Here is a 14185-nt window from a genome sequence, read left to right as displayed (position 1 = left end):
TATGGAAAATTAGTCTGAAAATTTAAAAAAATTATAAACATTCTCTTTGGAAAAATACCTGCCATAAACAAAAAAATCATTCATTTTAAACAACGTTTCTGCTTTTGCTTTTGGCAGATTTGAAATATGGTTTCTTAACCTATTAAAAACATTTTGAGGAATTTCACCATCTATGTGCTCAAAATCTTCATTGAACAGACACTCAATGCGTTTGGTTCTGTTCTCTTCGTTGTAGGCGTAGCCTCCAAAGGAATAAAATGTAGGGTTGAAACCGCTCGTGACTACCATCCCACCTCCCGTGCTATTTATTGACATCCCATTACCGGAACCACCTACCATCATTGGTCCAAAGCCACCGCCTCCTCCTTTTTTTATAATTTCACTTCCTCCCATTGTTATTTGGTAGCCAGTGCTTGTTGGATTAATAGCAACTCCACTATTTCCTCTATTGAATATTTGAAGAAGTAAAGCAGCGTTATCCAATTCCTTCGTTTTGATGGATCTATTTGTAGCATATTCTTCAATAATGGCGCTATTTTTAAAAGGTATGTCTTCGTCTTTTGAAAAAACATAACGTTTTAGTTCCTTTTTTGTGTCAAGTTCTTTTATAGTAAAAACCAATATTTTACTGTTTCCGCCAATCTGGAATATTTTATCCTTATACAGATATGAATTAGTTGTGTTAAATTTTTCATCACCAATTTCATTCAGTTTTTCAATTGCTGAAATTTTTACTGAAAGCTCTGGCACTTTAAACTCAAGTAAGTATGTAAATAAATCTTCTTTGTCAATAGAGAGAATGAAGGAATTGCCGCGGTCATAAATCTTGGAAAGATTGCTTGTAATTTGAAGTGAATTAGGATTTGACTCCTCAATTTTAACAACTGATGTTAATCCATTAAAACTATCGTATAAAAGTTTATAAAGTGTGGTAGGTTCGTTTTTTCCATTCACAAAAATATTTTCGGTGAAGTCGAATGATTTTTTTTCAAACTTTCCATCGTGCTGAAAAGTATATATATTTAAAATAGAAGTTTTTTTACTTACTGTGATTATATAAAGCCTGTCTCGGTAACTGTGCGATTGAAGATAGATTTCATCCTTCAATTTAAAACCAAATTCGGTTTCAATAGATTGTTTTCTTTCAAAATCGAAAAGTACGGCTCCAAATTTTTTATTGTAGTATTCTTTAAAATACAAACGAACTTGACCATCTTTAATAGTTTTTCCGATGATTTCATTATATCCTTCCGGTAAGCCTTTGGACGCAAATTTAGATATTGACTCCGCGTTTTCGGAATATAGATAGGCGTTTATAGTATTTTCATTGGTCAAGAATGTTGCAAAAGTTTGTTTTTCATCATCTACTACTACAAAAGCATTTTCAACAGAATAATTCTTTTTACTTAAATCATTTGGCATTTCTAAAAAAGAGGTTTGCCCGATTGCTGCAAAGACACAAAAAATTGAAAGAAAAAGTATTTTGAAAAACATAGATTGAGAATTTGAGAATTTGAGAAATATTAGAAGAATTTCAAATTAATTAATAGTAGCCCCATTCTCAACCCCTTCCTCTCCAGGATTCACAAAAACAAGTTTCCCCTCAGCATTTTCAGTCATCAAAATCATTCCTTGACTTTCAACCCCACGAAGCGCTCGCGGTGCAAGATTTACCAAAACAGTAACTTTTTTGCCTACGATTTCTTCAGGTTCAAAACTTTGGGCGATGCCGGAAACTATGGTTCGAACGTCAATTCCTGTATCAATTTTTAAAACCAAAAGTTTATCTGCTTTGGGCATTTTTTCTGCTTCAATTATTGTCCCAACGCGTATATCGAGTTTTGCGAAATCGTCGTATTGAATGGTTTCTTTCTGCGGGGCGACAGCCGAAGCAGTCTCTTCGCTATTTTCCTTATTTTCTGTATTCTCCATTTTAGTCTTTTGTAATTTCTCTAATTGTTCTTCAATTTGTTCATCCTCAACCTTACTAAAAAGCAATTCGGCTTTGTTTACTTTGTGGCCGGATTTCAGTAATTCTGATTTGGAAGAAACGTCGTTCCATTTCAAAGAGGTCTCGACTGCGCTCGACCGGACATTGAGCATTTTCTTTAATTTTTCTGAAGTAAAAGGCAAAAACGGTTCACTCAAAACAGCCAAAGCGGAAGCAATCTGCAACGCAACATACATTACCGTTTTGGTGCGTTCTTCGTCGGTTTTGATAGTTTTCCAAGGCTCTTCATCCGCCAAATATTTGTTCCCGAGGCGTGCAACGTTCATCAACTCGCCCTGTGCTTCGCGGAAACGGTAACGTTCCAACGAACTTGCAATTACTGCGGGATAGGCTTTCAATTCGCTTAAAGTCTGCTCGTCTATTTCTGAAAAAGTTGCGGGTTGCGGCACGATTCCGTCATAATATTTATCGGTTAAAACCATCACGCGGTTAATGAAATTTCCGAAAATGGCAACCAATTCATTATTATTTCGGGCTTGAAAATCTGCCCAGGTAAAATCGTTGTCCTTCGTTTCTGGAGCGTTTGCGGTTAAAGTATAACGCAATACATCCTGCTGGTTTGGAAAATCCTCCAAATATTCGTGCAACCAAACTGCCCAGTTTTTACTGGTTGAAATTTTGTTTCCCTCAAGATTTAAAAATTCATTTGCGGGAACGTTCTCTGGAAGAATGTAGCTTCCTTCAGCTTTCAACATTGCAGGAAATATAATACAATGGAAAACAATGTTGTCTTTGCCAATAAAATGAAGTAGTTTTGTGTTTTCGTCTTTCCAATAATCTTCCCAATTTTTGCCTTCCCTTTCTGCCCATTCCTTTGTTGAAGAAATATAGCCGATAGGCGCATCAAACCAAACGTAAAGCACTTTTCCGTTGGCTCCTTTGACTGGCACGGGAATTCCCCAATCCAAATCGCGGGTTACTGCACGCGGACGCAAACCATCATCAATCCAGCTTTTGCATTGACCATATACATTGGTTTTCCAATCTTTTTTATGATCAACTAGAATCCATTGTTTTAAGAAATCTTCGTATTCATTTAAAGGTAAAAACCAGTGTTTTGTTTCTTTCAAAATAGGCTTATTCCCAGAAATGGCGCTTTTCGGATTTATCAAATCAGTAGCGTTGTGACTGGTGCCGCAGTTTTCGCATTGGTCGCCGTAACTTTCCTCGAAACCACATTTTGGGCAAGTGCCAACTACAAATCGGTCTGCCAAAAATTGGTTGGCTTCTTCGTCGTATAATTGCTCGGTTACTTCTTCAATAAATTTATCTTCTTCGTATAATTTTTTGAAAAATTCAGAAGCGGTTTTATGATGGATTTCCGCGGAAGTGCGCGAATAATTATCAAACGAAATTCCAAAATCTGCGAAACTTTTTTTGATAATGGTGTGGTATTTATCAACCACTTGCTGTGGTGTGATGCCTTCCTTTTTTGCTTTTATGGTAATTGGCACTCCGTGTTCATCACTGCCGCAGATAAAGGCTACGTCTTTATTTTGAAGCCTTTGAAAACGTGCATAAATATCTGCCGGAACGTAAACGCCCGCCAAATGGCCAATGTGAACGGGACCGTTGGTATATGGTAATGCCGCGGTAATTGTGTACCTGTTTGGGTTTTGATCCATAATTTTTTTTGAGATGACAAAAGTACATATAAATGTAGTAATTTGTGGTTTTAAATAGATTCATGATTACTCCAAACAGACTTCAGAAAGGTGATACAGTAGCCATTGTTTCCACCGCACGGAAAATTTCAAAAGAGGAATTAAACCCTGCGCTTCAATTACTTGAAAGTTGGGGTTTGAAAGCCATTTTGGGAAAAACCATCGGAGCCGAAGAAAACCAATTTGCGGGAAGCGATGATTTGCGCGCGGCAGATTTTCAAAAAATGCTAGACGACCAAAAAATCAAAGCCATTTGGTGTGCCCGCGGTGGTTACGGAACGGTTCGCATTATTGATAAATTAGACTTTTCAGCATTCAAAAAAAACCCGAAATGGATTGTAGGTTACAGCGATGTCACGGTTTTGCATTCGCACATCCATAATTTTGGGATTGAAACTTTGCACGCGCAGATGTGTTTGGAAATTGAAAACAAAACTGCGGAAACTGGAGATTCTATTCGGAAGGTTTTGTTTGGGGAAGAATATTCGATAAATTTTGAAGGAAGCGGTCCCGCAACAAGTGCGGGAGCCCAAGTTATAAAAGGAACTTTGATTGGTGGAAATCTTTCTGTGCTTTACTCTTTGATAGGAAGTGCTTCGGAAATGAAAACCGATGGTAAAATTCTGTTTATTGAAGATCTTGACGAAATACTCTACCACATTGATAGAATGATGATGAATTTGAAAAGAAGCGGCTATCTTAAAAACCTGAAAGCGCTCATTATTGGGGGAATGACAGAAATGAAAGACAATAAAGTTTACTTCGGAAAAACGGCAGAGGAAATAATTGTAGGTTTGGTAAAAGAATACAATTATCCTGTGATTTCTGGTTTTCCAGCTGGACATATCAACGATAATCGGGCGCTGATTTTTGGAAGGGAAGTTGAATTGAATGTTCAATCTTCAATTATCAATATTCAATTCTCAAGTTCAAAAAATCGTAAATCGGCAATCTAAAATAATAAATCAAATTGGCCTCGCACAACGAACTCGGAAAATTAGGTGAAGAAATAGCTGCGCAATATTTGCTGCGCAACGGTTATAAAATCCTGCGTCGGAATTTTTATTTCGATAAAGCCGAGATCGATATTATTGCCCAAAAGGAAGAAGACACTGTTGTAATCGTTGAAGTGAAAACACGAAACAGTGACTTTTTTGGAGATCCTCAAAGTTTTGTAACACCTGCAAAAATTAAGCTTTTAGTGAAAGCAGCCAATGAATATATTGTTTCAAATGAACTAAATGTTGAAGTTCGTTTTGACATTATCGCAATCTTGAAAAACCAAAAAGTGGAAAAATTGGAACATTTCGAAAATGCTTTTTATCATTTCTAATTCCCGTGAAGACGGAAATCTTGTCATAGAAGTCTACGCCATTTCTTTTAAGCATTCATTTTTTACAAACTCCTCAATTTTATAAAGCAAAATGATTTGTAAAATAACAGCTGGGATTAAAAATATAAGTCCCAACCACGCCATAAAAACCAAGATAAAAAACACACCACTCGCTATTTCTAAGCCACCCGCTATTTGTGAAATGCTTCCCATTGGTTTTGCCAATCGCAACAGCGCAAAGCCAAAAATACAGCTTCCAATTCCGCAGAAAATGGATTGGGTCACCAAGACATATTCCGTGTAAAACCCTTCAAAATAAAGGGATGCCATATCGTAGCCATAAAATAAAATAGTAGAGCCAATTAAAAAGAAAGCGCCGATTTTCAATAAATAATTATTGAAAATTTTACCACTCAGAACAAAGCCCCACATGAAATAAATGTAAGTGATGAGCACTATAAATTTCATGCTGATGTAAGCGCTTTTTGAAATTATAAGTTCATTTTCATAAAATCGGGCATAGTCCACAGCAAATTCCACAAAGCCAGAAAGAAAATAAATGATTCCACAAATCCAAGCCAGTTTTATGTAGAAAATGGAGAATCCAACTTCCTTTAAATTGAAATTTTCTGTGACTAAAGAATCGGAATCCTTTAAGTTTTCCAAGTCTTCACCCAAAGCATTCAATATTGTTTTTAGGGTAAAGCTTCGCGGCGTAACTTCACCGGCTTCAATGCGCTGGATGGTTCGCACATTTATATTACATTGCTCCACGAGTTCTTCTTGCGTAAGACCTTTTTCTTTGCGAAGTTCCACAATTTTTCTACCGAGTTCTGGTTGTTTCATTTTATATTAATTGATGAAGCAATAGTACGATGGAAGTAAAGATAGTGCACTATTATTAAAGGGAATTTCACCCGACATTTGCCCGACATTCGTTGAATTTAATGGCTTAATTTCAATTTCTAAGAATTTTGAATTTACTTGAAGGATCCATTTTTGTTGGGAAAACTCTATAGATTTTTACACTTTGGGTTTCAACTTTATAAATAATTACGAAAGGAAATTTTTTAACTGGAACTTGACGATAGTTTTTATAAATTAATTGAAATAGAAAGGGATCTTGCTCTAAATACTCAATCGTTTTCTTTATTTGTACTAGAAAGGAATCACTTACTTTTTCTGAAATTTTTGAATACCAATCGTATCCCTCCGCGATGTCGAACTTAGCATCTTCTTCTATCGAAATTCGATAGTTACTCATTGGGTCTGTGCTTCACATAATTTTCTACTTCTTCCCAAGTATGAAAAACCGCTCTTCCATCATTCTCCTTTTCCGAAGCAAAATCCAAAGCCTGTTTCTGAATTTCAGTCAGTTCATTTGAATCTTCAAACCATTTTTCTGGCAGAAGTGCCGCTAGCTTCGTTCTTTCAGAAATACTCAATTCTTGAAAAGCTTGGGCAAGTTGTTCAACTGTATAATTTGTTGTGGCCATAAACCAAATATACGAAATGAAATGGTTTTTTTAATTCGAAAACGGCTCCAAAGCCCGAAGTGCCTTATCTACTGAAGAAATCCCCTCAAAAGTCAACAACAATCGCAATCCGTTGCGGGTCTGTTTTTCCTTCATTGTCACTTTTTGGGGATGGCTTTGTACGTATTGAAGCACTTTGGAAAACGATTCACTTTGGTAAAAAGCGCTCAATTGATCTGCCACAAAATAACCAACAAGCTTTTTCTGTTTCATAACTACTCTTTCAAGTCCCATTGAAATTGCAATTCTCTTTATACGAACGCTATTCAGTAAATCTTCCGCTTGGTTAGGCAATTCTCCAAAACGATCCAAAAGTTCCTTTTCAAATTTTTGAAGTTCGGCTTCGTTTTTCAGCTCATTCAATTTTGTATAAAGATTGAGTCTTTCAGTGATGTTGTTTACATAATCATCTGGAAAAAGAAGTTCGAAATCTGTATCGATTGTCATCTCTTTTACGAAATTTTTCTTCGGTCCTTCGGTTTCTTCGTATAGATTTTTGAACTCTTTATCTTTCAATTCATCGATCGCTTCGGCAAGAATTTTTTGATAGGTTTCAAAACCAATCTCGTTGATGAATCCGCTTTGTTCACCGCCAAGCAAATCACCAGCACCACGGATTTCCAAATCTTTCATTGCAATGTTGATTCCACTTCCCAATTCTGAAAACTGTTCCAAGGCAGTGATACGTTTTCGCGCTTCGTCCGTCATCGCGGAATATTCTGGAGTGATAAAATAACAGAAAGCTTTTTTATTGCTACGCCCTACACGGCCGCGCATTTGGTGCAAATCTGAAAGTCCGAAATTGTTTGCGTTGTTGATGAAAATGGTATTGGCATTAGGCACGTCCAACCCACTTTCAATAATGGTTGTGGAAACAAGAACATCAAATTCATTATTCATAAACCGAAGCATTAAATCTTCCAGTTTTTTACCGTCCATCTGCCCGTGGCCGATCCCGATTTTCGCATCTGGCACCAAACGTTGTATCAATCCCGCTACTTCTTTAATGTTTTCAATCCGGTTGTGAACGAAGAAAACCTGCCCGCCACGCGTAATTTCATAGCGAACGGCATCGCGAATGCTTTCTTCCCCAAAACGTATCACGTGGGTTTCCACAGGATAACGGTTGGGTGGCGGAGTAGTGATTACCGAAAGATCGCGCGCGGCCATCAAACTGAACTGCAACGTACGCGGAATTGGCGTTGCTGTCAAGGTCAGCGTATCCACATTTTCTTTTATGGTTTTCAATTTATCTTTTACGCCTACCCCAAATTTTTGTTCTTCGTCAATAATTAAAAGACCCAAATCCTTGAATTCAACCGATTTGCTGACCAATTGATGTGTACCGATAACAATATCCAATCTTCCATCTTTCAAGCCATCGAGAACAACTTTTCGTTCTTTTGCTGTTCTGAAACGATTCAAATAATCAACCTTCACGGGCATTTCAGAAAGTCGTTCCGTAAACGTTTTAAAATGCTGAAAAGCCAAAATGGTTGTAGGCACCAAAATGGCGACTTGTTTTCCATTATCAACAGCTTTAAAAGCCGCGCGAATGGCGACTTCCGTTTTTCCGAAACCAACGTCTCCGCAAACCAAACGATCCATTGGACGTTCGTTTTCCATATCTTTTTTTACGTCTTCCGTCGCTGTGCTTTGGTCAGGCGTGTCTTCATAAATAAAGGAAGATTCCAATTCGGCTTGCAAATAACTGTCCGGATCAAAAGCAAAACCTTTTAATGTGCGGCGTTTGGCATATAATTCAATTAAGTTGAAAGCAATCTCCTTTACGCGTGTTTTGGTTTTTTGCTTCAGTTTTTTCCACGCATCGCTACCTAATTTGTAGATTTTTGGCTCTTTTCCGTCTTTTCCATTAAACTTTGAAATCTTGTGAAGGCTGTGAATACTGAGATACAAAATATCGCGGTCGCCATAAAAAAGTTTGATGGCTTCCTGCATTTTTCCTTCCACATCAATTTTTTGCAAACCACCAAATTTCCCAATTCCGTGGTCAATGTGCGTTACGTAATCGCCCACTTCCAGATTTGTAATTTCCTTTAATGTAATTGCTTGTTTTTTGGCGTAGCCGTTTTTAAGCTGAAATTTATGGTAGCGTTCAAAAATTTGATGGTCGGTATAACATACAAGTTTTAAATCGTCATCGATAAAACCTTGAAACAACGGGAAGACAATGGTTTCAAACTGCTCCACATTTTGTTGTGCATCTTCAAAAATATCGTGGAAACGTTTTGCTTGTTGCTCACTGCTGCAGAAAATATAGTTTTTATATCCTTTCTCAGTGTTTTCATTCAAATTTTCAATCAACAGATTAAATTGTTTATTGAATGAAGGCTGTGGTTTTGTGTGGAATGAAATTGAATCTGAATCTGAAACCGAACTATTTTTAAGATGTACCGTTGTAAATTCAGAAAGTTGCTCTTTCAACAATTCTGAAGTACAGAACAATTCTGAAGGTTTCGCACGTTTTATCTCTGAATCGATTGCGTTAAAAGCTTCGATCGCTTTTTTGAAAAGATTGTCGATGGCACTGCTGAAAAGTTCTTCGTTTTTCAGAAAAACTACTGTTTTTGAAGCGATGTATTTCAGAAAACTTTCGCGATTTTCATCAATCATTTTGTTTTCTACATTCGGAATGATGGAAACTTTTTTCACTTGCTCCAAAGAAAGCTGCGTTTCTACATCAAAGGTTCGAATGCTGTCAACTTCATTTCCAAAAAACTCGATTCGGTACGGTTCGTCATTACTGAAACTGAAGACGTCTAAAATTCCTCCGCGAACAGAAAACTCGCCAGGTTCGGTTACAAAATCGGTACGTTTGAAATTATATTCAAACAAAACTTCGTTTACAAAATCTATAGAAAGTTGGTCGTTTACTGCAATTTTTAATGTGTTTCGTTCCAGTTCCTTTCGCGTCACCACTTTTTCAAAAAGCGCTTCGGGATAGGTAACTATCAGCGCTGGTTTTTTCCGGGAATTAATTCTGTTCAACACTTCGCTTCGCAATAAAACATTGGCGTTGTCGGTTTCTTCAATTTGGTATGGACGCCGATAGCTTCCTGGATAGAAAAGCACATTTTGGTCACCCAACAGATTTTCCAAATCATTTAAGTGATAAGCAGCTTCTTCTTTGTCATTAAAAATTAAAAGAAAAGGCAATTCCGAAGTACCAAAAACCTCCGCCAAAACTAGTGATAGCGAAGAACCGACAAGACCTGAAACGAATATATTTTGTTGGGATTGGGCAATAGTATCCCCCAGTTTTCGTGTTTGCGAAGACTTTGAATAAAGTGAATTAACGAGGGTTTTGCTCATTGAGCGGCAAATTTAATCCAAACCTGTCAGGTTTTCAAAACCTGACAGGTTTTTATTATCAACTTTATCATTTTAATAACACAAATAGCATTTCGCATTACCTATTTTTAAAATATAGATTTAATTAAACAGTTGCCCGTCTTCACGGGCATTTAAAATGGCAATAAAAGAATACGATGTTTTTGTAATAGGAACCGGAACAGCGGGGAAATCTGTGGCATACGAATGTGCTTCGGAAGGAATGAAAGTAGCAATTGCAGACAACCGCGAATTTGGCGGAACTTGCGCCAACCGTGGCTGCGACCCGAAAAAAGTTTTGGTGGGAATTACTGAAGCGATGCAACTTTCTGAAAATTTAAAAGGAAAGGGAATTGTTTCCGTCCCAAAGATTGATTGGGCGGCACTTCAGAAATTTAAGTCAACATTTACAGATGCTGTGCCTGCTTCCACGGAAAAAAAATTGAAGGAAGCTGGAATTGAAATGTACCATCAATCCCCAAAGTTTCTTGATGAAAACACGCTTTCAGTGGAAGGTAAAACTATAAAAGCGAAGAAAATAGTAATCGCTACTGGACAAAAGCCAATGGAACTTAAAATCCCGGGAAGGGATTATTTAAAAGTGAGCGATGATTTTTTGGAATTGGAAGAACTCCCGGAAAGTATTGTATTTGTTGGTGCTGGTTATATTGGGATGGAATTCGCACATATTGCAGCGCGTTGTGGTGCAAAGGTTACGGTTGTTGAATTTGGAGACAGACCGCTCGGTCCTTTTGAAGCCGATATCGTTTCGCACCTCACAAAAGTTTCGGAAAAACTTGGGATAAAATTCATATTTAACGCTAAAGTTTCTGAAGTGGAAAAACTTCAGAAAAATTATCGCGTTTCATTTCAGAAAAATGGCAAAACTGACTCCGTTGACGCGCGAATGGTTTTTAACACTGCGGGTCGCGTTCCTTCAATCGATGATTTAGATTTGGAAAAAGGAAATGTTTCTTTTATAAAGGGTGGAATTTCTGTGAACGAATTTCTTCAGAATACCACAAACAAATCGGTGTACGCCTGTGGCGATGTTTCGGCAAGTGGTTCGCTTCCGTTGACGCCCACTTCTTCACAGGAAGCGAGGATTGTTTCTTTAAATATCAGAAAAGGAAATCATACAAAAATGGATTTCCCGCCAGTGCCTTCCGTAGTTTTTACCATTCCGAAACTTGCTTCCATCGGCTTAACGGAAGAGGAAGCAAAAGAAAAAGGTTATGATTTTGTAGTGGAGTATAAAAGTGTGCCGAAATGGTTTAATGCAAAACACATCAATGAAGAAGTTTACGCATATAAAACGATTGTAGACAAAAAACGAAATCTTGTTTTGGGAGCACATATTATTTCTTCCGAAGCAGGAGAAATGATCAATTTATTCGTCCTTGCAATGTGCGGAAAATTGACCACAGAAAATCTAAAAGCAATGATTTTTGCCTACCCCACTTGGGGAAATGATATTAAGGGAATGGTCTAGTTGATTGACGATTGTAGATTTTAGATTAACGATTGATGAATATAAATATTATTAAAACCATAGTCTTGTGTCTTTCAGCGAAGCGGTCTTAAGTCTTATGTCTATTTAAATATTCTTTGTATTTATTTACTGGGCTAGTTTCGCGATTTTTGAAAGCGTGATAACTGCTGCTCACGAAAAGCACTGCTGCCACAGCAATTGCCGCGTAGGCAACTGTTTGGCTTACTTCCCAATTAGCGACCGCGATAGCTGCCAACGCCCAAACACCGACTAAGGCAAATTCACGCATATTGCGTTTCCAAGTAACAAATAGATTTATTATTCCTGCTATAATAATCATTGTGACAGCCCAAGAACTTTCGCTATAACCCCACGCTTCCCATTCTATACTCGTTAAATAGGCAGCAACGTTTGCGATACTCGCAACGGTAACCCAGCCGCTATAAAACACGAAAGGCCACCATAGAAAGGCAATTACTGACATTGGTGCGTCCCATAGTTCCATTCTGTTATTCATAACAATTTTCAGAAGTGAAAACAATAAAACGAAAATCGCCAAAATAGAATACTCCATATATCCGTAGAGCCAGAAAGTAATCCACATAATATTGGCGAAGCAAGAAAGCACGAACCACCATCCCGTTTTTAAGATGAATTGATCATCACGCACTTTACTAAAAAGACTTCTGCTTTGATAAATTATGAAACCCAACAACAACAAATAAATAATCCCCCAAATGGAGAAAGCATATCCTGCCGGAGTGAAAAGATTTTTTGAGGCATCAGAAATATCACCAATGGTTGTATTGTTTATGGCTCCCGTGTTAGAAAGATAGTTTACAAAAACTGTTGCCACGAAGGCAATGATGTTGGCTATTTGTAGTGTTTTTTTCATAGTAGATCATTTTTTAGAAACACAGATAACTTCCCCCTCAACAATTGCAAAAACGGCATCCTTTTCTGAAGGCGTTAAAATATGTTTCCCCGTAAAGTTACCAAAAGCGGGGAGAATAAGTTGGCTTTCTGTTTTATAAAAACAGGGTAGGCTCAAATATTGTCTGCCAACACCTTTCATTCTTATTCCCGGATGAATGTGGCCGGAAAAATTGAAAGTCCCTTTTATTTCGGTTGGATGATGCGTTAAATAAAAGCCATCCAACAATAATTCATCAAAGACTTTTACACCCAAATCTTCATATAAATATTTTGGAATTATGTCGTGATTGCCTGAAATTAGGATTACATCTGCTTTGCAATATTCTACCCATTTTTTAAAATCATGCCATTCTTCGTTAAGTTTGCTGTGAAATAAATCTCCAAGAAAACACACGGTTTCTGGTTCAAAATGGTTGGTTACTTCAGTTAGTTTTTCCAGATTTTTGTATGCAGCATTTGATGGAACAGGCGAACCGTGTTTTCTGAAATGTACCACTTTCCCTAAATGCACATCGGCAATAAGGAGCATTTTTTTTGCTTCCCAATAGATGGCTCCGCTTGGATGAAGTATAAAATTATGTGAATTAATCTGAATTTTTTGCATAGTTTGATTGCAAAGGTAAAGCATCGATTACAAATTTATAAGATTAATATAAAAGTAAGTTTGGTGATCTTATTCACCAATTATACGTATATTTGGTGAATATAATCACTGATCATGCAAATTAATAGAACTATAAAAACCCATATTAACACCAAAATTGGCGCAGGAAAGGCAATCGTTTTAGTGGGGCCAAGACAGGTTGGGAAAACAACTTTAATACGAGAATTGCTAACGGACAAAGTATATTTGTTTTTAAATGGCGATGATTCAACAGTCAGACAACTTTTAACCAATCCAAATACAAAAGAACTTGAAAATATAATAGGTTCTCACAAATATGTTTTTATTGATGAAGCACAACGAATTGAAAATATTGGACTTACATCCAAAATTATTACTGATATCTTTCCGAACGTGCAATTATTGCTTAGTGGTTCCTCCGCTTTTGACCTTAACAATCAAATAAACGAACCATTAACAGGACGTAAATGGGAATATGAACTTTTCCCTATATCGTGGCCAGAATTTGTAAACACTGTAGGATATTTAGAGGCCAAACAACAATTAAATCTTCGTTTAATATATGGTATGTATCCTGATGTGCTAAATTCAAATGGCGCTGAAAAAGAAGTGCTTAAACAATTGGTAAGCAGCTATTTATATAAAGATATTTTAGCTTTAAGTGGAATACGAAAAGCTGAGGTGTTGGATAAGCTATTACGGGCCATAGCTTTTCAAGTTGGCAATGAAGTAAGCTATAACGAAATTGCCCAACTTGTAGGCATAGATAAAAATACGGTCTCTAATTATATTGACATGCTGTGCAAAGCCTATGTTTTATTCAAGGTGCCAAGTTTTAGTAAAAATTTGCGAAATGAAATAAAAACAAATCAAAAAATATATTTCTATGATAATGGTGTGCGAAATGCAGTAATCGGAAATCTCAATTTTCTGAATTCTAGAGCTGATAAAGGCGCTTTATGGGAAAACTTTCTAATGTCTGAAAGATTAAAAATCCTGCGTTATTCTCAAAGTGATGCGCGTATGTATTTTTGGAGAACGGTACGCCAACAGGAAATTGATTATGTAGAAGAAAATGCGAGTGAAATAAGTGGTTTTGAATTCAAATTTACTCCGAAAGCCAAAACGAAGATTCCAAAACTCTTTGGAGAAACGTATAATACAGATGTTAAAATAATAAATGCTGAAAACTTTGAGGACTTTTTGGAAGCGTAGTATACAAAAATCAAAATACTATT

12 protein-coding genes are annotated in these 14185 nt (G+C 36.9%); 4 read left to right on the top strand and 8 right to left on the bottom strand.

Annotation, left to right across the window (positions count from 1 at the left end; all coding sequences use genetic code 11):
* Nucleotides 1–9 precede the first annotated feature (9 nt).
* Together ESV24_RS04015 and metG are read right to left on the bottom strand one after the other, a co-directional pair.
* Nucleotides 10–1494 carry a hypothetical protein gene (locus ESV24_RS04015; protein ID WP_111815377.1) on the bottom strand — a complete coding sequence of 495 codons (1485 nt, stop codon included), beginning with the start codon at nucleotides 1492–1494 and terminating at the stop codon, nucleotides 10–12.
* 45 nt (nucleotides 1495–1539) lie between these two features.
* Nucleotides 1540–3636, bottom strand: a complete 2097-nt coding sequence (gene metG / locus ESV24_RS04010) for a methionine--tRNA ligase (RefSeq protein ID WP_111815376.1) — start codon at nucleotides 3634–3636, stop codon at nucleotides 1540–1542.
* Nucleotides 3637–3698: 62 nt separating this feature from the next.
* Between metG and ESV24_RS04005 the strand changes: the two genes are divergently transcribed.
* Both ESV24_RS04005 and ESV24_RS04000 read left to right on the top strand, forming a co-directional pair.
* On the top strand, nucleotides 3699–4631 hold the full coding sequence (locus tag ESV24_RS04005) for a S66 peptidase family protein (RefSeq protein WP_111815375.1): 933 nt from the start codon (nucleotides 3699–3701) through the stop codon (nucleotides 4629–4631).
* A 14-nt stretch (nucleotides 4632–4645) separates the two neighbouring features.
* Entirely contained in the window at nucleotides 4646–5008 is a 363-nt protein-coding gene (locus tag ESV24_RS04000; protein WP_111815374.1) for a YraN family protein, read from the top strand.
* A 33-nt stretch (nucleotides 5009–5041) separates the two neighbouring features.
* Here the strand turns inward: ESV24_RS04000 and ESV24_RS03995 are convergent, their stop codons facing one another.
* The 4 genes from ESV24_RS03995 to mfd form a co-directional block, all read right to left on the bottom strand.
* Nucleotides 5042–5854, bottom strand: a complete 813-nt coding sequence (locus tag ESV24_RS03995; protein ID WP_111815373.1) for a helix-turn-helix domain-containing protein — start codon at nucleotides 5852–5854, stop codon at nucleotides 5042–5044.
* Nucleotides 5855–5966: 112 nt separating this feature from the next.
* Nucleotides 5967–6272, bottom strand: a complete 306-nt coding sequence (locus ESV24_RS03990; RefSeq protein WP_111815372.1) for a type II toxin-antitoxin system RelE/ParE family toxin — start codon at nucleotides 6270–6272, stop codon at nucleotides 5967–5969.
* Nucleotides 6265–6504 carry a hypothetical protein gene (locus ESV24_RS03985; protein WP_111815371.1) on the bottom strand — a complete coding sequence of 80 codons (240 nt, stop codon included), beginning with the start codon at nucleotides 6502–6504 and terminating at the stop codon, nucleotides 6265–6267. Before ESV24_RS03985 ends, ESV24_RS03990 begins: the two co-directional genes overlap by 8 nt.
* A 30-nt stretch (nucleotides 6505–6534) precedes the next feature.
* Nucleotides 6535–9876, bottom strand: a complete 3342-nt coding sequence (gene mfd, locus ESV24_RS03980) for a transcription-repair coupling factor (protein ID WP_111815370.1) — start codon at nucleotides 9874–9876, stop codon at nucleotides 6535–6537.
* A gap of 157 nt (nucleotides 9877–10033) precedes the next feature.
* Here mfd and ESV24_RS03975 point away from each other — a divergent pair, with 157 nt between their 5' ends.
* Nucleotides 10034–11386 (top strand): dihydrolipoyl dehydrogenase family protein, encoded by a 1353-nt coding sequence (locus tag ESV24_RS03975; protein ID WP_111815369.1) that lies wholly within the window; start codon nucleotides 10034–10036, stop codon nucleotides 11384–11386.
* 88 nt (nucleotides 11387–11474) lie between these two features.
* On the opposite strand, the gene ESV24_RS03970 is transcribed toward ESV24_RS03975, so the two are convergent.
* Both ESV24_RS03970 and pdeM read right to left on the bottom strand, forming a co-directional pair.
* Entirely contained in the window at nucleotides 11475–12281 is an 807-nt protein-coding gene (locus tag ESV24_RS03970) for a tryptophan-rich sensory protein (protein WP_111815368.1), read from the bottom strand.
* A 6-nt stretch (nucleotides 12282–12287) separates the two neighbouring features.
* Nucleotides 12288–12926, bottom strand: a complete 639-nt coding sequence (gene pdeM, locus ESV24_RS03965) for a ligase-associated DNA damage response endonuclease PdeM (protein WP_111815367.1) — start codon at nucleotides 12924–12926, stop codon at nucleotides 12288–12290.
* Nucleotides 12927–13040: 114 nt separating this feature from the next.
* Here pdeM and ESV24_RS03960 point away from each other — a divergent pair, with 114 nt between their 5' ends.
* Nucleotides 13041–14162 carry an ATP-binding protein gene (locus ESV24_RS03960; RefSeq protein ID WP_111815366.1) on the top strand — a complete coding sequence of 374 codons (1122 nt, stop codon included), beginning with the start codon at nucleotides 13041–13043 and terminating at the stop codon, nucleotides 14160–14162.
* Nucleotides 14163–14185: the final 23 nt, after the last annotated feature.

This window comes from Aequorivita lipolytica (assembly GCF_007997135.1).
Lineage (GTDB): Bacteria > Bacteroidota > Bacteroidia > Flavobacteriales > Flavobacteriaceae > Aequorivita > Aequorivita lipolytica.
The sequence above is the reverse complement of the archived record's forward strand: the minus strand, read 5'-3'. Positions and strand labels throughout refer to the sequence as shown.